This is a genomic window from Enterovibrio norvegicus (assembly GCF_002876705.1).
Lineage (GTDB): Bacteria > Pseudomonadota > Gammaproteobacteria > Enterobacterales > Vibrionaceae > Enterovibrio > Enterovibrio norvegicus_B.
Genome location: NZ_MDAG01000005.1, coordinates 15,280 through 38,943 on the forward strand (window position 1 = coordinate 15,280; position 23,664 = coordinate 38,943).

23 protein-coding genes are annotated in these 23,664 nt (G+C 46.9%); 6 read left to right on the forward strand and 17 right to left on the reverse strand.

All coding sequences use genetic code 11. From position 1 onward, the window contains the following. Window positions 1-50: 50 nt before the first annotated feature. The 15 genes from rnhB to rpsB all read right to left on the reverse strand — a co-directional run bounded on the left by rnhB (window position 51) and on the right by rpsB (window position 14,639). Window positions 51-653 carry a ribonuclease HII gene (gene rnhB, locus BCT27_RS02565; RefSeq protein WP_102394960.1) on the reverse strand — a complete coding sequence of 201 codons (603 nt, stop codon included), beginning with the start codon at window positions 651-653 and terminating at the stop codon, window positions 51-53. A gap of 3 nt (window positions 654-656) precedes the next feature. Further along, complete coding sequence (lpxB, locus tag BCT27_RS02570; RefSeq protein WP_102394961.1) at window positions 657-1,805, reverse strand: lipid-A-disaccharide synthase; 1,149 nt, start codon at window positions 1,803-1,805, stop codon at window positions 657-659. Next, entirely contained in the window at window positions 1,805-2,593 is a 789-nt protein-coding gene (gene lpxA / locus BCT27_RS02575) for an acyl-ACP--UDP-N-acetylglucosamine O-acyltransferase (protein ID WP_102317347.1), read from the reverse strand. The genes lpxB and lpxA overlap by 1 nt, the downstream gene beginning before the upstream one ends. Before the next feature lie 2 nt (window positions 2,594-2,595). Further along, entirely contained in the window at window positions 2,596-3,048 is a 453-nt protein-coding gene (gene fabZ / locus BCT27_RS02580) for a 3-hydroxyacyl-ACP dehydratase FabZ (RefSeq protein ID WP_102317388.1), read from the reverse strand. A gap of 128 nt (window positions 3,049-3,176) precedes the next feature. Next, window positions 3,177-4,202 carry a UDP-3-O-(3-hydroxymyristoyl)glucosamine N-acyltransferase gene (gene lpxD, locus BCT27_RS02585; protein WP_102317348.1) on the reverse strand — a complete coding sequence of 342 codons (1,026 nt, stop codon included), beginning with the start codon at window positions 4,200-4,202 and terminating at the stop codon, window positions 3,177-3,179. A gap of 12 nt (window positions 4,203-4,214) precedes the next feature. After that, window positions 4,215-4,724 (reverse strand): OmpH/Skp family outer membrane protein, encoded by a 510-nt coding sequence (locus BCT27_RS02590; protein WP_102317349.1) that lies wholly within the window; start codon window positions 4,722-4,724, stop codon window positions 4,215-4,217. Between the two features lie 23 nt (window positions 4,725-4,747). Next, window positions 4,748-7,144: an outer membrane protein assembly factor BamA gene (gene bamA / locus BCT27_RS02595; protein ID WP_102394962.1), complete on the reverse strand. Its 2,397-nt coding sequence runs from the start codon at window positions 7,142-7,144 to the stop codon at window positions 4,748-4,750. A 35-nt stretch (window positions 7,145-7,179) separates the two neighbouring features. After that, a complete protein-coding gene (gene rseP / locus BCT27_RS02600; protein WP_102394963.1) occupies window positions 7,180-8,535 on the reverse strand; it encodes a sigma E protease regulator RseP in 1,356 nt (451 codons plus the stop codon). Beyond that, on the reverse strand, window positions 8,532-9,728 hold the full coding sequence (ispC, locus tag BCT27_RS02605; RefSeq protein ID WP_102394964.1) for a 1-deoxy-D-xylulose-5-phosphate reductoisomerase: 1,197 nt from the start codon (window positions 9,726-9,728) through the stop codon (window positions 8,532-8,534). The genes rseP and ispC overlap by 4 nt, the downstream gene beginning before the upstream one ends. Before the next feature lie 69 nt (window positions 9,729-9,797). Continuing rightward, window positions 9,798-10,646 (reverse strand): phosphatidate cytidylyltransferase, encoded by an 849-nt coding sequence (locus BCT27_RS02610; RefSeq protein ID WP_102317353.1) that lies wholly within the window; start codon window positions 10,644-10,646, stop codon window positions 9,798-9,800. Between the two features lie 12 nt (window positions 10,647-10,658). Further along, window positions 10,659-11,429 carry an isoprenyl transferase gene (locus tag BCT27_RS02615; protein ID WP_102317354.1) on the reverse strand — a complete coding sequence of 257 codons (771 nt, stop codon included), beginning with the start codon at window positions 11,427-11,429 and terminating at the stop codon, window positions 10,659-10,661. A 75-nt stretch (window positions 11,430-11,504) separates the two neighbouring features. Then, on the reverse strand, window positions 11,505-12,062 hold the full coding sequence (gene frr / locus BCT27_RS02620; RefSeq protein ID WP_017009874.1) for a ribosome recycling factor: 558 nt from the start codon (window positions 12,060-12,062) through the stop codon (window positions 11,505-11,507). 56 nt (window positions 12,063-12,118) lie between these two features. Further along, window positions 12,119-12,847, reverse strand: coding sequence for a UMP kinase (pyrH, locus tag BCT27_RS02625; protein WP_017009875.1), 729 nt, complete (start codon window positions 12,845-12,847; stop codon window positions 12,119-12,121). Between the two features lie 89 nt (window positions 12,848-12,936). After that, window positions 12,937-13,782 (reverse strand): translation elongation factor Ts, encoded by an 846-nt coding sequence (tsf, locus tag BCT27_RS02630; RefSeq protein WP_102317355.1) that lies wholly within the window; start codon window positions 13,780-13,782, stop codon window positions 12,937-12,939. A 128-nt stretch (window positions 13,783-13,910) separates the two neighbouring features. Next, entirely contained in the window at window positions 13,911-14,639 is a 729-nt protein-coding gene (gene rpsB / locus BCT27_RS02635; RefSeq protein WP_017009877.1) for a 30S ribosomal protein S2, read from the reverse strand. Between the two features lie 317 nt (window positions 14,640-14,956). On the opposite strand from rpsB, the gene map reads away from it, so the two are divergent. From map to BCT27_RS02650, 3 genes are all read left to right on the forward strand, one after another. Further along, window positions 14,957-15,754 (forward strand): type I methionyl aminopeptidase, encoded by a 798-nt coding sequence (gene map, locus BCT27_RS02640; RefSeq protein ID WP_017014279.1) that lies wholly within the window; start codon window positions 14,957-14,959, stop codon window positions 15,752-15,754. 142 nt (window positions 15,755-15,896) lie between these two features. Continuing rightward, window positions 15,897-18,518 carry a bifunctional uridylyltransferase/uridylyl-removing protein GlnD gene (glnD, locus tag BCT27_RS02645; protein WP_102317356.1) on the forward strand — a complete coding sequence of 874 codons (2,622 nt, stop codon included), beginning with the start codon at window positions 15,897-15,899 and terminating at the stop codon, window positions 18,516-18,518. Window positions 18,519-18,669: 151 nt separating this feature from the next. Next, entirely contained in the window at window positions 18,670-19,047 is a 378-nt protein-coding gene (locus tag BCT27_RS02650) for a DUF3461 family protein (protein ID WP_017009880.1), read from the forward strand. A gap of 71 nt (window positions 19,048-19,118) precedes the next feature. On the opposite strand, the gene truC is transcribed toward BCT27_RS02650, so the two are convergent. Both truC and BCT27_RS02660 read right to left on the reverse strand, forming a co-directional pair. After that, the gene (truC, locus tag BCT27_RS02655; protein WP_017009881.1) at window positions 19,119-19,850 is read right to left on the reverse strand and encodes a tRNA pseudouridine(65) synthase TruC; all 732 of its coding nucleotides are present in this window, start codon (window positions 19,848-19,850) and stop codon (window positions 19,119-19,121) included. 12 nt (window positions 19,851-19,862) lie between these two features. Continuing rightward, window positions 19,863-20,189, reverse strand: coding sequence for a YqcC family protein (locus BCT27_RS02660; RefSeq protein WP_102394965.1), 327 nt, complete (start codon window positions 20,187-20,189; stop codon window positions 19,863-19,865). 179 nt (window positions 20,190-20,368) lie between these two features. On the opposite strand from BCT27_RS02660, the gene BCT27_RS02665 reads away from it, so the two are divergent. From BCT27_RS02665 to BCT27_RS02675, 3 genes are all read left to right on the forward strand, one after another. Then, a complete protein-coding gene (locus tag BCT27_RS02665; protein ID WP_102394966.1) occupies window positions 20,369-21,409 on the forward strand; it encodes a DUF3549 family protein in 1,041 nt (346 codons plus the stop codon). Beyond that, window positions 21,406-21,711 carry a DUF3301 domain-containing protein gene (locus tag BCT27_RS02670; protein WP_102394967.1) on the forward strand — a complete coding sequence of 102 codons (306 nt, stop codon included), beginning with the start codon at window positions 21,406-21,408 and terminating at the stop codon, window positions 21,709-21,711. The genes BCT27_RS02665 and BCT27_RS02670 overlap by 4 nt, the downstream gene beginning before the upstream one ends. Window positions 21,712-23,380: 1,669 nt before the next feature. Continuing rightward, entirely contained in the window at window positions 23,381-23,614 is a 234-nt protein-coding gene (locus BCT27_RS02675; RefSeq protein WP_017012215.1) for a DUF2789 family protein, read from the forward strand. The last annotated feature ends 50 nt before the right edge of the window (window positions 23,615-23,664 follow it).

Consider the following 23,664-nt stretch of genomic DNA (forward strand, 5'->3'; position numbering starts at 1 on the left):
GGTTTAAGGAAAGAAATCGTTGAGGGGAAAATGCGTTTCCCCTCGGAACATTATGCAAGGCCTAGGGCTTTTTTGACAGGTTTAAAGCTCTTTCGATAGCCTTCAATGGCACCATGTTGCTCTAACGCCTCAAAGTGCGCTTTGGTTGGATAGCCTTTGTGCTTGGCAAAGCCATATTGCGGATATTCTTTGTCCAAAGCTTCCATTTCGCGATCACGAACCACTTTGGCAAGAATCGACGCAGCACTGATCTCGGCAACACGTAAATCACCTTTCACAATGGCTTGTGCGGGTACTTTGATGCCCGATGGCACGTGGTTACCGTCAATCAAGACATAGTCAGGCGCAATGGAAAGACCATTTACAGCTCGCTCCATGGCAAGCATGGTGGCAGCAAGAATATTGATTTCGTCAATTTCTTCGGGCTCTGCACGGCCAAGAGACCACGCGAGTGCTTTTTCTTTGATCTGCTCAAACAACACTTCGCGTTTTTTTTCAGTTAACTTTTTGGAATCTGTCAGCCCTTCAATAGGGTTGTTAGGATCAAGAATAACAGCGGCAGTGACAACAGCACCAACAAGCGGCCCTCGGCCTACTTCGTCCACACCAGCGATTAAATTTGCATCTGGATATTCAAACGGTTCGAAGTCCATCAATTAACGCCCTATTAGATTAAGCACCGCTCGCGCTGACGTTACATCCGCATCACGGCGGATCACTTCATGCAAACGGGTAAATTCGTTCAGAAGATCTGTGTTGTCAGTATCAAGATAATGCGACACTTCTTTTGCCAACATCTCCGCGGTACACGCTTCTTGTATACGCTCAGGTACGAGCTCACGTCCTGCTAAAATATTGGGTAACGAAACAAACTCAGTTTTCACCATCTTACGGGCAATCCATGCCGTGATTGCATTCACTTTATAGCCAACGACCATTGGGCGTTTCACTAACATGCACTCAAGTGCAACGGTACCTGACGCAAGAAGCACGGTGTCAGATGCAGCAATCACATTTCTGGCGGTATCATCCACCAAGGTAAAATCGATTTCAGGTGCAGTTTCTTTCCAGGCCAACTCAAATTGTGCACGGCGTTTCTCATTCACCAATGCAACAACGAAACCTATCTCAGGGTGTGTTTCTTTTAGCAATTTGCAGGTGTCGATAAAAATTGGCGCGAGCAATTTCATTTCGCCCCCACGGCTTCCCGGCAACACGGCCAAATAGCGTTTGTCTTGTTGAAGACCAAGTAATTCGCGTGCAGCTATCTTGTCACTTTCCAGTGGAATGGCGTCTGCCATTGTATGTCCCACAAAATCACAAGGCACATCAAACTTATCGTAGAACGCTTTTTCGAAAGGCAATAGCGCGAGAACAAGATCGGTCGCTGCAGCAATTTTAAAAATGCGCTTTTGACGCCAAGCCCAGACACTCGGGCTGACGTAATGCACGGTTTTAATGCCACTATCTTTCAATGATTTTTCTAAACGAAGATTGAAATCAGGCGCATCAATACCGACAAAGACATCAGGTGGATTCGCAACAAAGTAATCCACTAACTCGCGTTTTACTTTGAGAAGACGAGAAAGACGACCGAGTACCTCGACCAACCCCATAACTGAAAGCTCTTCCATGTCGAAAAGGGTTTCACAACCAAGAGCTTTCATTCTTGGGCCTGCAATCCCGATAAATTCAACGTCTGGGTATTGGGCTTTTACCGCTTTTATAAAGCCAGCACCTAAAATATCGCCGGAGATTTCCCCGGCGACAATTCCAATTCGTAGCGGCTTTGTTGCAACAGCCATTATCGAATAATACCTCGGCTTGAGTTATCAAAGAACTCAACAAACAGCTGAAGCGCTTCTTCGTCTTTCGCCATTTCCGCGACCTGCTTTTTCGCTTCTTCTAGCGTTTTGCCAGAACGGTAAACTTCTTTGTATACCGAGCGAATCGCTTTGATTGCAGGCTTGTCGAAACCACGACGCTTGAGGCCTTCAACGTTAATACCAAATGGTGCACAGTGATTGCCTTGCGCCATGACGTAAGGTGGTACGTCTTTAACAACGATAGAACCACCACCCAACATGCAATGGCTGCCAATGGTGCAGAATTGGTGAATCGCAGTCATACCGCCAACAATCGCGAAATCACCCACGGTCACGTGACCTGCAAGCGTTGCATTGTTTGCGAAAATACAACGATCACCAATGATGCAATCATGTGCAACATGGGCATTGATCATAAATAAGTTGTCGCTACCCACCTGAGTGTGACCACCGTCTTGAACAGTGCCACGGTGCATGGTGACGCTTTCACGAATAGTGTTGCGATCACCAATTTCCAATGTGGTTGGCTCACCCGCGTACTTAAGATCCTGACACTCTTCACCGATAGAGGCGAATTGGAAGATCTTGTTATCACGACCAATTTTTGTCGGTCCTTTGATAACAACATGGGTTTTTACTTCAGTACCTTCACCGATTTCAACCCCAGAGCCAATGTAGGAGAACGCACCAATTTTAACATTGGCGGCAAGGGTAACCCCGTCTTCTACAACTGCGGTTGGGTGAATTTGCGCAGATTCATGAATCACGTTTAAAACTCTCTTCTGGCACACTTAAGGTCAGCAGAACACACTACTTTACCGTCGACTTTTGCAACACCAGTAAATGCAGCAATGCCGCGGCGCTCTTTAAGGAATTCGACTTCCAATACCATTTGGTCGCCCGGTGTTACCGGCGCACGGAATTTGGCATTGTCGATACTTGCAAAGTAGTACAGTTCATTTTCAGCAGGTGCGCCAAACGTTTTGAACGCCAGCAAACCTGTCGCTTGAGCCATCGCTTCAAGGATCAACACACCAGGGAAAATTGGCAGTTGCGGGAAATGACCCGTGAATTGAGGTTCATTGACTGACACGTTTTTGATCGCCTGAAGGTATTTACCTTCTTCGAAATCAATAACACGGTCAATCAAGAGAAATGGATAACGATGAGGCAGCAACTCTCGGATTTCGTTAATAGTCAGAACTTTATTTTCGCGAATCAAAGTATTATTCCCGTATGAAAACTTATTATTGTTGTTGAATGCAAAATGGCCCACACCGCAAGGAATAGACAACATGAGTCATACTCAATATTGCTACTCGCCAGAAGAGTAGGCCATCAAGACAGCGTTTACTCGCTATCTTCTAGTTTTTTTTCAACAACTTTCAATCGTTTATGCATTTCTTCGATCTTCAATGTTCGCGCAGCAGTTTTACGCCACTCGCGATTCTTTTGAAGAGGAATACCCGAAGAGTACATACCAGGTTCAGTGATTGGCCGCATCACCATCCCCATACCTGTGATGGTGGTGCCGTCTGCAATTTCGATGTGCCCATTAACGACACATGCCCCACCAAGAATGCAGTGTTTGCCTATTTTAGTGCTTCCTGCAATAACAGTCGCGCCTGCAATGGCGGTATTTTCACCGATCGAGACATTATGCGCGATCTGACACAGGTTGTCGATGATCACACCATCAGCAATTAGGGTGTCATCCAGCGCACCACGATCGACGGTGGTAGAGGCACCGATTTCCACTCGGTCACCAATAATAACAGTGCCAACCTGAGGGATCTTAACCCAGCGGCCTTTGTCATTAGCATAACCAAAACCATCAGAACCAATCACGGCACTTGATTGAATCAAACAGGACTCACCCAGTTTCACGTCATGGTAGATGGATACGTTTGCCCAAAGACGGGTATTCGCACCAAGCACTGCGTTCTTTCCGACAAAACAGCCCGCGCCAACCTGTACGTTGTCGCCCAAGGTAACACCATCTTCAATCACAGCATTGTGACCAATTGATACGCCTTCACCCAGCGTCGCGGTAGGAGAAACATACGCGCTTGGCGCAATGTCCGTTGCACACGCTGGCGTGGTATCTAACAATTGCGCCGTCAATGCATACCCTAAATAAGGGTCTTTCATGACCAGCGCATTGCCGCTGCAATAAGCGAGGTCGGCTTCCTTGACCATCACCGCACTGGCCTGACATTCAACAAGATGCTTGCGATATTTGCTGCTCGAGAGAAAAGTAATATGCCCTTCGCCCGCTTTATCCATACCCGCAATTGAGTGAATGACGATAGACCCATCGCCATGAAGTTCAGCACTCAGTTTTTCCGCTAATTCAGCGAGAGTAATAGAAGCCATTTTTTACCTTACTTATTTTACTGCTTTCAGTACTTTCTCAGAAAGATCGTCTTTCGGACTAGCAAAAAGAACTGCCTGACGATCCAAGATCATGTCATAGCCTTCTTTTTTCGCCAATGAAGCGATCGCTTTCTGCAGTTTTTCAATCAGTTTACGTTGTTCTTCAGCACTGCGCTTGCGTTCATCTTCTTTTAAGTTGTTCACTTTCAGCTTGTAATCTGCATCCAGAGATTGCAATTCACGCTGTAGCTTAGTGCGCTCTTTGTCGCTCATTAGCTCGCCGTTGCGCTTCAATTTATCCACGCCTTTTTTCAGCTTGCCTTCAAGACGTTCTATTTCAGCAATGCGGTCTTTGAATTCACGACGCAGTTTTTCACTTACATTGCTTTGCTTGGCCATTTGCGCAATCACAGAACTGGTCGATACATAACCGATTTTTTGCGCCGCTTCCGCTGCTGATGCATACATTGAAGCACTAAGAATGGCTAGGCTTAGGCCTGCCGCTTTGAAAAATGGTTTCAAAATATTCTCCTAAAATTTGAAAATCAGAACGTACGGCCAATCGTAAAGGTAAAGAATTCTTCGTCATCACCTTCATATTTTTTGATAGGTTTAGACAACGAGAAAACAAGTGGACCCATCGGCGAACGCCATTGAAGCGCTGCACCATAGGATGCACGATAGTTTGTCGGATCGCTGTAGTCGTAGATGTACTCTTGTCCGCTGATCACGCGGGCGTCGTTAAGGTCATATTCCGTGTCCCACACCGAGGCCGCATCAACAAACACACTGGTACGAATTGAGTTACGCACTTCCGCAGACACAAATGGCGTTGGGAAAATCAACTCAGCACTGGCCAGCGCTGTGGCATTACCACCGACAGAATCATTACTGCCTACCAGCGCGGGGTTATTACCTGCACCTTGGTCATACACTGCTTTCGGACCCGCAGTGTTTGAGCGGAAACCGCGTAGCGTAGAGAAACCGCCCGCATAGAAGTTCTCATAGAACGGCATCAAATAATCATTTTCGCCATTGCTTCCGTAGCCATTACCATAGCCCAAGCGACCACGCAGTAAGAGCGAGAAGCTGTGAGATTCGGTTAGTGGCATGTAATTTCGGACATCATACTGCGCTTTATAAAACTGCACATCCGACCCTGGCACTGTCATTCGGAATGACGCGCGCTGGTAGTTACCCGCTGTAGGGAAGAAACCACGGTTTAGATTGTTTCGGCTCCAACTGATTGACCAATCGAAGTCATCGACTTCCAAGCCATTTTCAGTCGTATTGCCTTCTTGTGAATCAAGGAACTTCTCGATCTGGTAGTAACCGCCTAAGTTTTCAATTTGGCGGTGTGTATAGCCGAGTGAGAAATCGAAGTAATTCAATTCATCAAATGGGAAACCCCACGTCAGGCTAGTACCGTAACTTTTATCGGTGTAGTCAACGATGTTCGCATCAGATGCTTCAAATTCGTTGAAGAACACCTTGCCACCCAAACTAATACCATCCAAGGTCCAGTATGGGTCACGGTATTCGAGCGTCAGGTTTTTTTGGTAATCGTTAATCATCGCATTAGCGCCAAAACGGTTACCTGAGCCTGCAAAGTTATCTTGTTGAAGACCGGCTTGGAAACTGATACCTGACTCCGTACCGAAGCCAACACCGAAGTTAACGTTACCGGAGTTCGCTTCTTTGACGTTGTATTCAACGTCTACCTGGTCTTCCGTACCAGGGACACGCGTGGTACGCACATCTACGGTTTCGAAATACCCCAGACGATTCAAACGCTCTTTACTGGTTTCAACCGATTTAGCATTCAGCCATGAGCCTTCCATCTGACGCATTTCACGGCGCAATACTTCATCACGAGTGATTTGGTTGCCAGAGAAACGAATGTTACGCACGTAAACGCGTTTACCAGGCTCAATGCTGACATTCAACGCAACGGTCTGGTTTTCATCGTTAAATTCTGGGATGGTTGCGACTTGCGGGTAAGCGTAACCTTGCTCGCCCAACTGACGCTTGATGGCATCTTCTAACGCAGTGACTTTCTCACCGTTATACACTTCACCATCTTCAATGGTCGTAAGTGCCGCGAAGTCATCACTCGATTTACCGCCACGGAAATTGACGCCCGACACACTGTAAGGCAAACCTTCATCGAGGTTCATCGTGATGTAAACGCCTTTTTTATCAGGCGATATCGATACTTGTGCTGACTCAACGCGGAATTTCAAATATCCACGGTTCAAATAGAAAGAACGAAGGTTCTCCAAATCACCAGCCAGTGCTTGTTTCTGGTATTTCTCATCGGCAAGGAAGTTCCACCAAGGCACATCAGAGCGAAGCTTGAAGCTGGTTTTCAACTCTTCGTCAGAGAACACAGTGTTCCCGATGAAGTTAATTTGTTGAATTTTAGCCGAGACACCTTCCGTGAACACAAACTTCACGTCAGCACGGTTTCGAGGAAGTGGCGTGATAACAGCGCTTACAAGTGCGTTGTATTTACCCACACTGTAATAGAAGTCTTCCAAGCCTTTTTCAATGTTTGACAAGGTGGTGCGATCTAACGACTCACCTATGCGCAAACCTGATGCAGCAAGATTCTCGCTCAATTGCTCATCTTCAATGGCTTTGTTGCCAGAAAAGGAAATGCTCGCGATCGTTGGACGTTCGATAACCTTTACCAAAAGGTCTTCGCCATCACGGAATACACGTACGTTTTCGAAGTTACCTGTGGCAAACAGGGATTTGATAATCCCTGACACATCGCCTTCGCCTATGTTGTCACCGACTCGGACAGGCATCGATAACAATGCTGCACCGAGACTGACTCGCTGAAGCCCCTCAAATCGAATGTCTTCCACCACAAACTCATTTGCTGTGACAGAACTTGAAAAAAGAAGAGAGGCTATTAAAAGTTTTTTCATCGCCATTGCTGCTCTGACTTTTCCTTGCTAAACGCTGAATCCTACAGTCGGGCAAAATCGTTAAATAACGCCACGGCCATCAATACCACAATAATGGCGGAGCCAACCCTGTATCCCACATCTTGAATACGCTCAGAGACCGGGCGGCGTGTTACGGCTTCAATACCGAAGAACAATAAATGTCCTCCATCTAAAACCGGTAACGGTAATAAGTTAATGATGCCTAAGTTCACACTGATCAGTGCGAGAAAACCGAGAAAGTATACCAGACCGAAGTCTGCGGTCATCCCTGCACCTTTCGCGATTGAGATAGGCCCACTTAAATTTTCCACGGCAACATCGCCAGTGAACAATTTCTTGATCATATTCGCGGTCAACACCACTATCTGCCATGTCTTATCCATGGCTTGAGGTATTGCCTCTAACGGGCCATATTGAATCGTGATTTGATACGACTCAGGCCACGGTTCCGTTTTAGGTGCGAAGCCCGCATAGCCGATTTGTTTATCGCCTTGCTCTCTCGCATCAGGAATCAATGCAATGATTTTTTCTTGACCATCACGACGTACAGTGAGGGGAACAGGCATATTCGGGTGATTGCGGATAAGGGTAACAACCTCCATCCAATCATCGATAGGCTGACCATCAATCGTCAACAGTTCATCGCCCGCGAGTAAACCTACGCGCTCAGCAGCACTTCCTTCGACCACTTGAGAAATGACATTCGTCACTTCTGGTGAATATGGTGTAATACCCAAGGTGCGCAGTGCCGATTCTTTCTCGGGGTTAAAGGACCACGAAGACAGATCGAGTGTCTTCGTCACTTCATATCCCACATTGCTCTCAGGCTGCGCCGTCAAAGTCATCGATTCATCACCGATGTGGGAAATAAACTGCAAATTAACTGATTCCCAATCAGGCGTTTTGATACCCGATACTTGGGTTAGTTCCATTCCCGGCTCAATTCCCGCCTGCGCAGCAATAGATTGCGGAGCTACATCACCAATAACGGGTTTTACTGCTTGTACGCCGATGAGCATGACAAGCCAATAAGCGAAGATAGCGAAGAGGAAGTTTGCGATAGGACCAGCGGCCACAATGGCACTGCGTTGCCACAACGGTCGATTGTTAAAGGCATGGGGTTTCATCGCTTCTGGCACATCATCAACACGCTCATCGAGCATTTTGACGTATCCACCCAGTGGGATCATGGCCAATGTGTATTCTGTACCGTCTTTCCCAACACGCTGCCAGATAGCTTTACCAAAACCGATAGAAAATCGCTCGACTTTGACACCGCATCGGCGGGCCACCCAAAAATGACCGAACTCATGTACAGCAACCAAAAGGCCCAGTGCAATCAAGAAAAAACACAGATTCCACAAAATCGCACTCATCGTTTCACCTTATTAACGCAATCCATTGCCATCGCACGCACTTTTGCGTCGATGTCGAGCAAGCCTTCAATGCAGGTTGGCTCACTAAATACCGCTTTTTGTAACACAGCATCGTTAATGTCAGCAATCTGTGTAAAGCCGATAATCCCATTCAAAAAGGCTTCTACGGCAATTTCATTTGCTGCGTTTAACGTTGTTGTTGCCGATTGCCCAACGTAGCAGGCATCGATTGCCAGCTTCAAACACGGGTAGCGAGAAAAATCAGGTTTCAAAAAGCTAAATTCTGCAACCTCGGTAAAATCTAGCGGCTTCACACCCGCCTCAATACGCTGAGGGTAAGCCATTGAATATGCAATCGGCGTATTCATGTCAGGACGTCCCATTTGCGCCATGACAGAGCCATCTCGATATTGCACCATTGAGTGAATAACAGATTGAGGATGAATAATCACATCTAATTGTTCACGTTGGGCATTAAACAACCAACGTGCTTCAATATACTCAAGCCCCTTATTCATCATAGTGGCTGAATCCACAGAGATTTTAGGCCCCATCGACCAGTTAGGATGTGCGATCGCTTGAGCAGGTGTTACTGATGTAAGAGCGTCAATGTCCGTATAACGGAATGGGCCGCCTGACCCTGTCAGCAGAATTTTACTTACGCCTTCAGCGGCGAGATCACACACACCAAGTTGGGATTGGATGGACGTAGGTAGGCATTGAAAAATGGCATTATGTTCACTATCTACCGGCAACAGCTCCGCGCCGTAGCGATGAACCGCATCAATAAAAAGCTGTCCAGACATAACCAGCGCTTCTTTGTTTGCCAGCAAAACGCGCTTGCCTGCTTTCACTGCTGCCATCGTGGGGATTAACCCAGCCGCGCCAACAATAGCAGCCATGACGGTATCGACATCAGAATGGGACGCAAGCGCAGACAGACCATCAGTACCGCTTAAAACGTCAGTTTTGACACCTTCTTTTCGCAATGCGTCTTGCAGATTTTTAGCAGCAGTTGCATCGGCCATTGCAGCAAAGCGAGGTTCCCACTTCACACAAAGCGCGATCATTTTTTCGACATTTGCATTTGCAGCTAGCGCAAACACCTCAAACGCGTGAGGATTCTTCTCAACTACCGCCAGTGTACTGCTACCAATAGAGCCAGTCGCACCAAGAATCGTTAACTTACGCATAGAGCACTCAATTATTCATTACATAGCGTCTGACAATCAAAAATCACCGGCTTATCACCGGTGATTTCTTTATGCCAGCCAAAAATACAACACGGTAAAAACAGGAAATGCAGCGGTTAGGCTGTCAATGCGATCAAGAATCCCGCCATGACCAGGCAAGATGCGACCACTGTCTTTCACGCCAGCAACACGTTTGAACATACTCTCAGCCAAATCACCAAGCACTGAGGCAAACGAGGTCACAAGTGCAATCGCACCCAGCGTGTATATAGAAGAAAATGGAATAGAGAAAAGATGTGCAACGCCCGTGGTCACCAACACAGATGCCACCAAGCCGCCAATTAAACCTTCAATCGTCTTATTTGGGCTAACTGAAGGTGCCATTTTTCGTTTTCCAAAACGTTTACCCGCAAAATACGCGCCCGTATCAGCAGCCCAAACCAACAAACATACCATCAGCACGAGCTTCGCACCTAAGTAAGGTTGTGTGTCGTAGCCATTGGCACGGAGTAGTAAAACGCTCCAAAGGAAAGGGATCAGTGTTAACACACCAAACAATTGCTGAAAAACAGCGCTGTTAGACCACCAATTTGTGCCTTTAGGGTATTTCAGCACCATCACGGTGGCCAATAGCCACCAAACAGCACCACTCAATGCAATAACACCACCGTGTAAACCGGTGAGCTCTAAACCTGTTTCGTTGACAGGAAAAGTAAAGAGAGACCCTATAAGAAGTAACGCTGGCACAATGAAACCGAGAGGACGAGAAGACACGTCAACAAATTTTGTCCACTCCCAATGACCCAGCAGCGTTACGCCAGCAACAGCAATAACAAAAATATGAAACGGCAATAAAAAAATGCCTGCGATAACCATAGGGGCTAGCACAGCGGCCGTTAAAACACGTTGTTTCAGCAAACGAAACCCTCTTTATTTTTCTACTTTTAACATCGCCTGAATTTGCTCACCCGTGCAGCCAAATCGGCGTTCACGGTTGACGTACCAAGCAATGGCATCGGTAAGGCTGACTTCGTCAAAATCTGGCCAAAATTGCTCGGTAAAATACAGTTCAGCGTAGGCGGCCTGCCACAGCATAAAGTTGCTAATGCGGCATTCACCACTGGTGCGAATCATCAAGTCTACATCAGGAAGCAGTGCTGTCGTCAAATGCACAGAAATATCCGCTTCGGTCAATTGCTCTGCTGGAATCACGCCATCTGCTACTTGGTTTGCTAGCTTCTGCACCGCCTGTAGGATATCCCACTGACCGCCATAATTCGCTGCAATATTAAGTACCAAACCAGAGTTATTCGCAGTCAGCCCTTCCGCCGACGCAATCTTATCTTGAAGTGACTTACTAAATCGGGAGGTATCGCCGATTACTCTCAATTTGACACCGTTCTTGTGTAGGCGCTTTACTTCGCGTCCTAAAACAGTGACAAACAATTCCATCAACAAGCTAACTTCTTCTTCAGGACGTCGCCAATTCTCACTACTAAAAGCGAAAAGCGTGAGAACTTCGATCCCGAGACGGTTAGCAGTTGAGACGGTTTTTCTGACGGCATCGACACCGGCTTTGTGCCCAAACATTCGGGCTTTACCGCGTGCTTTAGCCCAACGGCCATTGCCATCCATGATAACGGCAATGTGTTTAGGGAGCAGGCTTGAATCCATCACTAGATTGGATGATAGGGAGCTCATGATTATCCTTCGCAAATAAAAAGCGCTGTACTGTTAGCACAGCGCTTCGGCAACGGAATCAGAGTGTAGCCGGAATTAGACTTCCATCAACTCTTTTTCTTTCGCTTCAAGAATCGCGTCAATCTCTTTTACTGCCGCGTCAGTCAGCTTTTGGATGTCGTCTTGTCCACGACGGTCGTCATCTTCAGAAATTTCTTTTTCTTTAAGAAGACCTTTAAGATCACCGTTTGCATCACGACGGATGTTACGAACAGCAACACGACCTTGCTCAGCTTCAGCGCGAACAATCTTAACGAGGTCACGACGACGCTCTTCTGTTAGCGGAGGCAACGGAACACGGATAACCGCACCCGCAGACATTGGGTTTAGGCCCAAGCTAGAGCTCATAATTGCTTTTTCAACAGCTTGTGTCACTGAACGATCGAATACAGTGATCGCAAGTGTACGAGAGTCTTCAGCAACAATGGATGCCAATTGCTTAAGTGGCGTTGGAGCACCGTAATATTCGACAGATAGACCATCAAGCAGTGCAGGATGCGCACGGCCAGTACGGATTTTAGACAGATTATTCTTCAGCGCTTCAACGCTTTTCTGCATGCGTTCTTTCGCATCTGCGTTAATTTCATTGATCACGAGAGTATCCTTGAAGATTCTTTTTTCTAATTAGCGGATTATGCCACTAATTTTGATTAACCGTTATTAATTAGTGTGCCTTCTTGCTCACCCATCACAACTCGGCGCAACGCGCCCGGCTTATTCATGTTAAATACACGCATAGGCATCTTGTGATCACGTGCCAAAGTGAAAGCAGCCAAGTCCATCACTTTCAATTCTTTTTCTAGCACGTCTTGGTAAGTTAGGTGGCTGTATAGCACTGCGTCAGGATTTTTCGCTGGGTCATCCGTGAACACACCATCAACTTTAGTGGCTTTAATCACGATGTCTGACTCGATTTCAATACCACGCAAGCACGCAGCAGAGTCAGTGGTGAAAAATGGGTTACCAGTACCCGCAGAGAAAATCACTACACGGCCATTACGAAGCTGACTGATTGCTTCTGCCCAGTTGTAGCTGTCACACACACCATTAAGAGGAATTGCAGACATTACCCGCGCGTTCACATAGGCACGGTGTAGCGCATCGCGCATCGCCAGGCCGTTCATCACGGTAGCCAGCATACCCATGTGGTCGCCCACAACCCTGTTCATACCCGCTTCGGCAAGACCTGCACCACGGAATAGGTTACCACCACCGATAACCAAGCCAACTTGTACACCAAGTTCAACAAGTTCTTTAATTTCTTGAGCCATACGGTCAAGAACTGCAGGGTCGATACCGAACCCTTCTTTTCCTTGCAGCGCTTCGCCGCTCAATTTAAGCAAAATTCGTTGATAAGCTGGTTTTGGGTTTGTAGTCATGCTCACGACCTTTAGGCACTTAACTTATACGGATGGGATTGTAAAAAGACCGCAGGATTCTGCGGTCTTTTGGGTTCTATAAAAAGGGATTAACCTTTTTGAACAGCAGCTACTTCGTCTGCGAAGCTCATTTCTTGAGCTTTCTCGATACCTTCACCTACTTCTAGGCGAACGAAGCTAGAAACTGAAGCGCCTTTCTCTTTCAAGAATTCGCCAACAGTTTTCTTAGGTTCCATGATGAATGGTTGACCAGTTAGAGAAACTTCGCCGGTGAATTTCTTCATGCGGCCAACAACCATTTTCTCAGCGATTTCTTGAGGCTTGCCTTCATTCATCGCGATTTCAACTTGGATTTGCTGCTCTTTAGCAACAACGTCAGCTGGTACATCTGATGGGTTAACGTATTCTGGCTTAGAAGCAGCAACGTGCATAGAAACGTGCTTAAGTACTTCTGCGTCGCCTTCGCCAGCAACAACAACACCAATGCGCTCACCGTGACGGTAAGAAGCGATTGATACGCCTTCTACGTAGTTAACACGACGGATAGAGATGTTCTCACCGATTTTGGTAACTAGCGCGATACGTGCTTCTTCGAATTGCGCTTGCAGTTCTTCAACTGACGCTTTAGACGCTAGAGCTGCTTCAGCAACTTCGTTAGCGAATGCAGTGAAGCTGCCATCTTTAGCTACGAAGTCTGTTTGACAGTTAACTTCAACAAGCGCAGCAACACCGTCAGCATCTTTGATGATGATTGTGCCTTCAGCTGCGATGTTACCTGCTTTCTTAGCAGCTTTCGCAGCGCCACTTTTGCGCATGTTTTCGATTGCTAGTTCGATGTCGCCGTTGCTTTCAACAAGCGCCTTCTTACATTCCATCATACCTGCGGCTGTACGGTCGCGCAGTTCTTTAACCAGGGCAGCGGTAACAGTTGCCATTGTTCAATCCTCGATTCGAAACTTTTGGGTAAAAATCAGGGGCCGTAATTTGGCCCCTGCTAACCTACTTAGCTTACAGCGCCGTTCATGACAGCCTGATTGCTAAGAATGCTCACAAAGAGCAAATATTACTCAGCGACTTCAACTAGCTCGTCTTCAGCTTGAGCTACGATGTCCTGGCTACGGCCTTCTTTGTAAGACTGTGCTGCAGCGTTCAGGTACAGTTGAACAGCGCGGATTGCGTCGTCGTTACCTGGGATAACGAAGTCAACGCCATCTGGATCAGAGTTGGTATCAACTACTGCGTATACAGGGATACCCAGGTTGTTCGCTTCTTTAATCGCGATGTGCTCGTGATCTGCATCGATAACGAATAGTGCGTCAGGAAGACCACCCATGTTTTTGATACCGCCAAGAGATTTTTCTAGTTTCTCCATTTCGCGAGTACGCATCAGGGCTTCTTTCTTAGTCAGCTTCTCGAAAGTACCGTCAGTTGCTTGAACTTCTAGCTCTTTAAGACGCTTGATTGACATGCGAACTGTTTTCCAGTTAGTCAACATACCGCCCAACCAGCGGTTGTTCACGTAGAACTGATCACAGCTTTCTGCAGCTGCTTTTACAGAATCGCTCGCGGCACGCTTAGTACCAACGAAAAGTACTTTACCTTTACGCTCACCAACTTTAGTCAGTTCGCCAAGTACTTCGTTGAACATTGGTACAGTTTTTTCTAGGTTAATGATATGAACCTTGTTACGTGCACCAAAGATGAATGGCTTCATCTTAGGGTTCCAGTAACGAGTTTGGTGACCGAAGTGAACACCAGCTTTAAGCATGTCGCGCATTGAAACAGTAGCCATTTTAAATTCCTCTAGGGGGTTAGGCCTCCACATATCCCATACATCCGACCCTAAACGGGCACCCCGGAGCATGTGTCGATATGTGTGTGAGTTATATTAATCAATAATGAAACACCCATACTTAGAACCTGTTTTGCAGATTTACTAAGAAGGCGTATTTCGGCGCGCTTTATACCATAAAAAGCGACCTTAAATCCAGCATAAAAAAGTCATTGCTTGTCGGCTTGAGGTTCCCACATGGCGATGCGATTGATAATATGTACCCATAGCAATCAATTCATCCCTTGCTAAATAAGGGAACCAACTGAGAGATAGCAATGAGCGCGACTATTAAATCGGCTGAAGAAATCGAAAAAATGCGCGAGGCTGGTCGCCTTGCGGCACAAGTGCTAGAGATGATCGAAGAGCACGTCAAAGTTGGTGTCACCACCCAAGAACTGGATGACATTTGCCACACATTCATCACCGAGACGCAAAGCGCGATTCCGGCTCCACTCAATTATCACGGGTTCCCAAAATCGATTTGTACCTCTATCAACCACATCGTTTGCCACGGCATTCCTAATCAAAGCGATGTACTGAAAGATGGTGACATTATCAATATTGATATCACAGTTATTAAAGATGGCTACCATGGCGACACATCCAAGATGTTCTTGGTCGGTGATGTATCTGCGGAAGATAAAGCCTTGTGCCACGTTGCACAGGAAAGCCTTTACCAAGCCCTTAAAAAAGTAAAACCAGGCGCACGCATTGGTGATTTAGGCACGGAAATTCAGAAGTTCATCAAGAACCGTCCTAAGCGTTACTCTATCGTGAAAGATTACTGTGGCCACGGTATCGGTGCGCAGTTCCACGAGGAGCCGCAAGTTGTTCACTATAAAAACAGTGACCGCACCCTGATCCAAAAAGGCATGTGTTTCACGATCGAGCCTATGATTAATGCAGGCAAATTTGGCACTGTATTGGACGAAGACGACGGTTGGACGGTTTATACCGTTGATGGCAAAAAATCAGCGCAATGGGAGCACACCATTCTCGTCACGGACAACGGGTGTGAAATTCTCACCCTGCGCAGTGATGAATCGCTTCCACGCATTCTGAACAACGCATAACCATCACAGTGAAGTCGGCCTTAGCGCCGGCTTTTTTATATCTACCTCACCAACATAACGACCAAAAAATTAATGGTGAGTAGACAAGCCTTTTCGCGCAGATTGATTTGGGTTTCACCCAGAAGAAATATCAAGGAAGACCATGAACGACGTTCTGCTTAAGCCTCAAGACCTGACTGAAGAACAACTCAATGTGACCGAGCTAAAACACCAATTAACTTTGTTTGGTGATGCTCAAAAAGTGGCGTTTCTCGCTCACGCCCCTGTGAATGACTTGGTCTATCAACGCGCAGAGTTCATGGACGCGCTTTTGCAGCGGCTCTGGCAGCACTACGCATTTAACCACAACCCGAACCTCGCATTAATTGCAGTGGGTGGTTATGGTCGCAGTGAGCTTCACCCATTGTCAGACATTGACCTCTTAATCCTCAGTGAGAGCGGGATTGAGAAGCAATACGAAGCACGCCTGAGCGAATTTGTTACCTTGCTTTGGGATTTGAAGTTAGAAGTTGGCCATAGCGTCAGAACCCTTTCTGAGTGTTTAGATGTTGGATTGAATGACCTCACCGTCGCGACTAATTTGCAAGAAGCAAGGTTACTCTGCGGCAGCGAACGCATTTTCCATCAATTAAAAAACCGCATTCACTCTGAGCACTTTTGGCCCAGCGATAAATTCTTCCAAGCCAAAGTCCAAGAGCAGCGCGATCGTCACGCGCGATACCACGACACCGCTTACAACCTAGAGCCCGATATAAAATCCAGTCCTGGTGGTCTGCGCGATATCCATACATTAAGTTGGATTGCTCGACGTCACTTTGGTGCAACAAGCCTGCGTGAAATGAGCAAATATGGCTTCCTCACAGACGCCGAATTTCGTGAACTGGATGAGTGCCAAACCATGCTCTGGCGCATTCGTTTCGCCCTTCACCTCGAACTGAGACGCTACGACAATCGCCTCACCTTCTCTCACCAGCCATCTGTAGCAGAAACCCTCGAATACAAAGGGGAAGGCAACCGTGGTATTGAGCTGATGATGAAGGATTTCTATCGCACTCTGGGGCGCGTATCAGAACTGAACAAGATGCTTATCCGCTTGTTTGCACAAGCCATTGAAGACGAGCCAGATCATAAGAAAATTGAAGTGCTCAGCGATGACTTTCAACGCCGTGGGCGTCAAATTGAAGCGCGAAAGCCTGCCTTATTCCAAGCACGCCCTGACACCATCATTGATATGTTTCTGCATATCGCGAACGACAAGTCGATTGAGTCCATATCCGCACCAACACTGCGTCAGTTGCGCACAGCTAGACGCCGGTTAAACCGATTTCTTTGCGACATTCCTGAAGCAAAAGAGAAATTCATCGAGCTCACTCGCCACCCTAACGCCCTGCATAAGGCGTTTCTGTTGATGCACAAGCATGGCGTATTGTCCGCGTACTTACCGCAATGGAGCCAAATTGTAGGACAGATGCAATTTGACCTGTTTCATGCCTACACCGTCGATGAACATACCGTGCGCCTGCTTAAGCACATCAACGGATTCAGCAATACTGAAAACCGTGAAAAACACCCGATTTGTTGTGATATCTACCCGCGCTTAGCAAAACCTGAACTGCTATTACTCGCGGCTATTTTCCACGACATTGGTAAGGGACGTGGTGGCGATCACTCAGAGATAGGCGCAGAAGAATCGTATACCTTCTGCATTGAACACGGCTTTTCGCGTCCAGAGGCTAATCTAGTGAGCTGGTTGGTGAAAAACCACCTGCTCATGTCAGTAACGGCACAACGCCGCGATATTTATGATCCTGACGTGATCACTGAATTCGCAAAATCAGTGCGCGATGAAGAGCGACTGGATTACCTTATTTGCCTAACTGTCGCAGATATCAATGCAACCAACCCTGAACTTTGGAACAGTTGGAAGCGCACCTTGCTGGCAGAGCTGTATTACTCAACGCAAAAAGCGTTACGCCGAGGCCTTGAGAACCCACCGGATATCCGTGAACGCATTAGACATAACCAGCAACTTGCCTCCGCGCTGTTGAGAATGAACGGCCACCCACCAAGAGAGATTGAACTCCTGTGGCAACGGTTTAAAGCCGATTATTTCTTGCGTCATACACACAAGCAAATTGCATGGCATAGCGAAAATATCCTCGCGCACGACAGTGACGAACCACTCGTGCTCGTCAGCAAAAATGCCACCCGAGGCGGCACGGAGCTTTTCGTTTATAGCCAAGATAGGCCTAGCCTTTTTGCTCGCGTCGTGGCATCGCTCGATAAGAAGAACTTGAGCGTGCATGATGCACAAATCATGACCAGCAAAGATGGCTTCGCACTGGACACCTTTATGGTATTGGATGCAAACAACGAAGCCATTTCATCAGATCGTCACACGAAAATTAAAGAAGGTGTAACACATGCATTGATGCAAGAAGGCGCGATCACGCTACCTTGCCGTCGTGCATCACGTAAATTGATGGCGTTTAACGTAAAGACTCAAGTCAATTTCCTCCCAACGCGCACAGGAAGACGCACACTCATTGAGCTTGTAGCGCTCGATACACCAGGGTTACTAGCACGTGTGGGGGCAATATTGGCGAGAGAAAAAGTGTCACTTCAAGCCGCGAAAATCACCACCATTGGTGAGCGCGCAGAAGACTTTTTCATCGTGACGGACACCGAGCGCCAAAGCCTGTCAGAAGAACAACAAACGTCACTGAGAGAAGCGCTGTTTGATGCCATAAATGACGCGTCTTAACGGGACAGATCCCCAATGCACGATGCGAGGCGATCTTGACCACAAGTCTCAGTCTTTGATCATTTCGGCTATTGGGGGTCGATGCGCGCAACTGCTACAGTGAAGCAATCTATTTTCACTAATTATTCAGTGTGCTTGTATAGAGGTAGTTATGTATCAGAATCTTGTGAACATCGGCATCGAAAGTCCTGAAAACATCGAACGTTACACCCTGCGCCAAGAAGCAAACTCCGACACACTGAAAATTTATTTTCATAAGTCTAAAGGCGAGCTCTTTGCAAAGAGTGTGAAGTTCAAATACCCACGCCAACGTAAGAATGTCGTTGTAGACAGCGGCAGTGGTCGTTTCCGCGAAGTCACTGAAATCAATCGAAGCCTGTCTTTGGTGGTTGATGAACTGGATAAAATCGTGAGAAAAGAGCAAGGCGAACAGGACACCAAGAAGAAGATTTTGCACGATCTTCGCCACTTAGAAAAAGTGGTCGCCAGCAAGATCGCCGAGATCGAGGCAGATCTAGAGAAGCTATAATCTCCAATCGCTCAAACAAAAAACCGCCTTACATTGGCGGTTTTTTGGTTTTAAAGCGCCGAACGTTTTTTCTAGAGCTTATCGCTCAACGTCAACCCATCTAGAACACGACGCCACACAGCGTCGACTTTCGCTTCAATGCTCACCTCTTCCCCCGTCACAGGGTGAATAAATTGCGTACTTGATGCATGTAGCAAAAGTTGATGACAGTCGAATTCGTCGCGGAATAATCGATTGTGTCTGCCGTCGCCGTGATTTACATCACCAACAATGTGATGGCTCAAATGGTGCATATGACGACGTAATTGGTGTTTTCTCCCCGTGTGCGGTTTCATTTCCACCAGCGTGTATCGGCAGCTTTGGTAACGTCCCATCGGGATTGGCAACTCAGCATGAGCGATAGGACGATACTCAGTGATCGCTTCTTTCGCTTCGGGCTCTTTGGTTGCCTTCTTGTCAGCAATTTTATCCAGCTCTTCTTTTAACGCGTAATCAAGCGTTGCCCCTTCCTGAATCCAGCCGCGAACAATGGCATGATACGTTTTATGAATATCGCGTCCCGCAAACTTTGGCATCATTTCCGCCGCCATTTCAGAGGATAAAGCAAAAAGTAACACCCCGGATGTTGGACGATCTAATCGATGCAAAGGGAAAACATGCTGCCCAATTTGGTCACGGAGCGTTTGCATGACAAAACGCGTTTCACCTTTATCGAGCCAAGATCGGTGCACCAGCATGCCCGAAGGTTTATTTACAGCAATGAGCCATTCATCGCGATAGAGTATTTCTAATTCGATTTGCATCTTACGTCGTTATCACTGAGAGGAGGGTTGAGAGAGAGCATCAATATCTTTAGTGACGCGGACAATAGTTCCATGCCCATGCGCACCTTTAAGCGCTTCTTCAACGTACGGCGAAATAGAGAATGCCGAGGGAAGTGGCAAGTCATGGTCGACCAAATGGTGCATTTTCGGAATGAACACCCATTGCAGCCATTCGGCACACGTTAAGACATCAACAGAAAAAGGTTCAACACTCGATAGGGCTTCGTCAGAAGGCGGTACCCTTTGCCAGTGCCCATGGCGTTCTAGCACTTGCTGCAGACTGACCAGCAGCACCTTTACATCTTGGTGTTTGCTCATAGATTTTGTCTCTTATCTGGCCGTATGGGTTGAATTTCTTACTTGGCGCAAGCATATCATCATTCATAACACTCAGCGAAAAGCCTTGTTACCATTCTCCCCGCTTTCAACATGCGGGATTGATATACTGGCCATTCTTCGCATTACGCCAACGACGGCACGACCAATTAGAAGTGATCATGGAAAATACTCTTTCTCTTAACGCCATTTTTAGCCAAGCAAACTGCGACTTTGTGGTTTTTGATCTGAGCCGTCGCGTCACGGAAATCAGCAACAAAGATTTTATTGCCATTGAAGAAAATCGTGTTGCCTACCCTTTTCCAGCGCAACAGCATGCGCAAATAGGCATCGCATTCTGGCAACCCAGCCAATCGCCTTGGATTTGGTTTCTGAAAATGCCATTGGACGAGCGAGGCTTGCTCCAACAAACAGCCTTGGGTGACTTTATTCAGTTCGTCGCCCAAGCCATGGGCACAACACTCAACAAAACACCCACAGAGGAAGAGCAAGAAAAGCTCGCTGCGAATCCATACACCTTTACGCCACAAGATGACAAGAAGGCCATGTTCCATGCCTTCCTAACGGCGCGACTCAATCAACCCGCCAGCCAATATTACGATCATGCTCAACACTACACATCCGGGGAGCTAGGCTGGAATGATTGGCAAGGTGTCGGACTGCAAGGGTTAGCCGATTTGTGCGCCCGTATGGACCGCCACAACAATGTCACGCGTATTCGTAAGGCGCTTTCAAACCTTCCTGATACGCCGCGTTACGCCTTGCTTGGCTGTTTGGAGCATTGCGCACTGCCCGCATCACTGAGCGACAGGATTAACGAACAAATCAACGATGTTCTAACCCAGAACGAGGCAGATCTGTTTTTACTCTCCGCGTATGTTCGTGCCTTGTCCGGTGCACAATCCACACAGCTACAACAAACCATCACCCAGGTACTCAGCTACCCTGCTCTGCAACACAGAGAAATGTTGATCGCGATTGCGGGACGATGCTGGCATGCGTTAAATGATAACGCACTGCTCGATACCTTCTTGATTGCTGTCGCTGATCAAAAAGATCCTACTTTCTTCCAACAGATGGTGGCGGATCTCGTCATGATCCCCACACTGCGCCCTCAAATGCTCTCTCTGCTCAATGGGCAAGCCTCTGAAGCATTGATGGAAGCCGTTCAGCAATTGCAAGCATCGGTGAAATCGTCATGAGTGATTTATTTTGGATCATCGCTATTGCCGTTATCGCCAGCCTATTTTGGCAACAGCGCCGTCAAAGTGAGCTCGCAAAGCAATACATTAACCGCCGCTGTCAGCAAGTGGGTGTGCAGCTCATTTCCATTGCGAGAGGGAGCCACAAGTTTGGCTGGCCAAAAGGCCCATTGAATATCCAAACACGGTATTTTTTTGAGTTTTCAGTGAATGGATTGGATTGTTATCAAGGGTATGCAGTGATGAGAGGCATGAGGCTACAAGAAGTGTTTATGCCTGCTTATCCAATGGTTGACGAGTAAAAGCAGTACGTTCAAGCCATGGCGATTTACATGTTATTGGGGGACTAGAACGTTATTGGGGAACACAAAAAAGAACGGGCGCGACATATAGTCGCGCCCTGAGGTCTTACTTGCAGCTGTCCTGCTACGAAAGTGCTCCCTGCATCATTCCTTGATCAGTGGCTGAATCCTTCAGCGTTTTCCTTATTCTCTCCGTCCTGGAGGTGTCCTTCGGTCTTACCATGACCCATCGAGCTTTCCTGTCTCGATTCTCGTCCTCATCCTGAGGGTGTCCTTAACTTCGTCCTGAAGTGATTCCTTAAGCCCCCGTCCTGGGTTGTCCTAAGTGTCATCCTGACCGATAAAATTCCATTTCATCGCTACGGTTCCATCCGTTCCCTATTCCGTCTTCCTTGCTAGTAACACAATCCTTGCGTTACCTGCTCATCCTGAGCAACCAAGTCCGTGGTTTAGTTCCTGTTCCGTGTGTCAGTATCCTTCCGACACCGAGAAGATTACGCTAACTTCGTGACGAAACAACTCACCTCAGAGTGATTTTCATCACACAATCACATTTTCACACACACAAAAAAACATAAGTCATTGTTTTACAATCAATTAAAATGAAATAAAACAAAGATAACTCAAGGTATCAAACCCATTATCCCACACACTTGTAAGAGATATCTCACACGCTTATCAGCCATTTCATTCAATACGAACCATTTTTTATAGCGCGCAAAAACTTTGAGCAGTTAAAAAGGCCAATTTTTCGCCAAAGAGAGGGCATTATTAGAGTGTTTTCCGCTTAAACGCTAACGACCTAAAAGCGAAAAATAGGCATTTCGATTCAAAAGAAAGAGAAAATAGGCAACAAAAAGCAAAAAGGGGGAATGGGGACGTTTTCAAAGCCAGAAAAAGAACGGGCGCGACATATAGTCGCGCCCTAGAGGTCTTACTTGCAGCTGTCCTGCTACGAAAGTGCTCCCTGCATCATTCCTTGATCAGTGGCTGAATCCTTCAGCGTTTTCCTTATCTCTCCGTCCTGGAGGTGTCCTTCGGTCTTACCATGACCCATCGAGCTTTCCTGTCTCGATTCTCGTCCTCATCCTGAGGGTGTCCTTAACTTCGTCCTGAAGTGATTCCTTAAACCCCCATCCTGGGTTGTCCTAAGTGTCATCCTGACCGATAAAATTCCATTTCATCGCTACGGTTCCATCCATTCCCTATTCCGTCTTCCTTGCTAGTAACACAATCCTTGCGTTACCTGCTCATCCTGAGCAACCAAGTCCATGGTTTAGTTCCTGTTCCGTGTGTCAGTATCCTTCCGACACCGAGAAGATTACGCTAACTGGAATTCTAAACAAGATACTGATTAGCGATCAAAATCACATTTTTAATCCAACCCAAAGACACCAATCATAAGTAATTGTATTTAAATGAAATAATTATCACGCATGCGTGATAACCATAAAAGAAAGCATGAAATACGTACGGTCTTGTAAGAGATATCTCACACCTCACCTACCGTTTATCCCAACCCCACATTTGGCACGTATTCATCTCGGTTACCTTTTGAACAATTTTCTGTCACTCCCAGTATCGAGCCACGCTTTTTTCACCGCAAATGCACATGCTGAACTAATGTAGAAAGGGTGTCGTTTGGAAATATTACTGCGGGGAGATAACCATGGAAGTGTTTACACACAATCTCGAAAGTCTTTTTCAACAACTCGGCTTACCTTCTGACGGTGATGCAATTTCTTCCTTTATTGCAGACCACCCTCTCACCGAAGAGCAATCGCTGATATCTGCAGCATTTTGGACTGTCAGTCAGCGCCAATTCTTGGAAGAAGCACAGCTTCAAGATGCAGATTGGACAGAACAAATAGATACTCTCGATACCCTGCTCAGAAAAACCTGACCCAACCTGCAATTATATGCTTCGTATTCGGCAACCTTTTCAATGCTTAG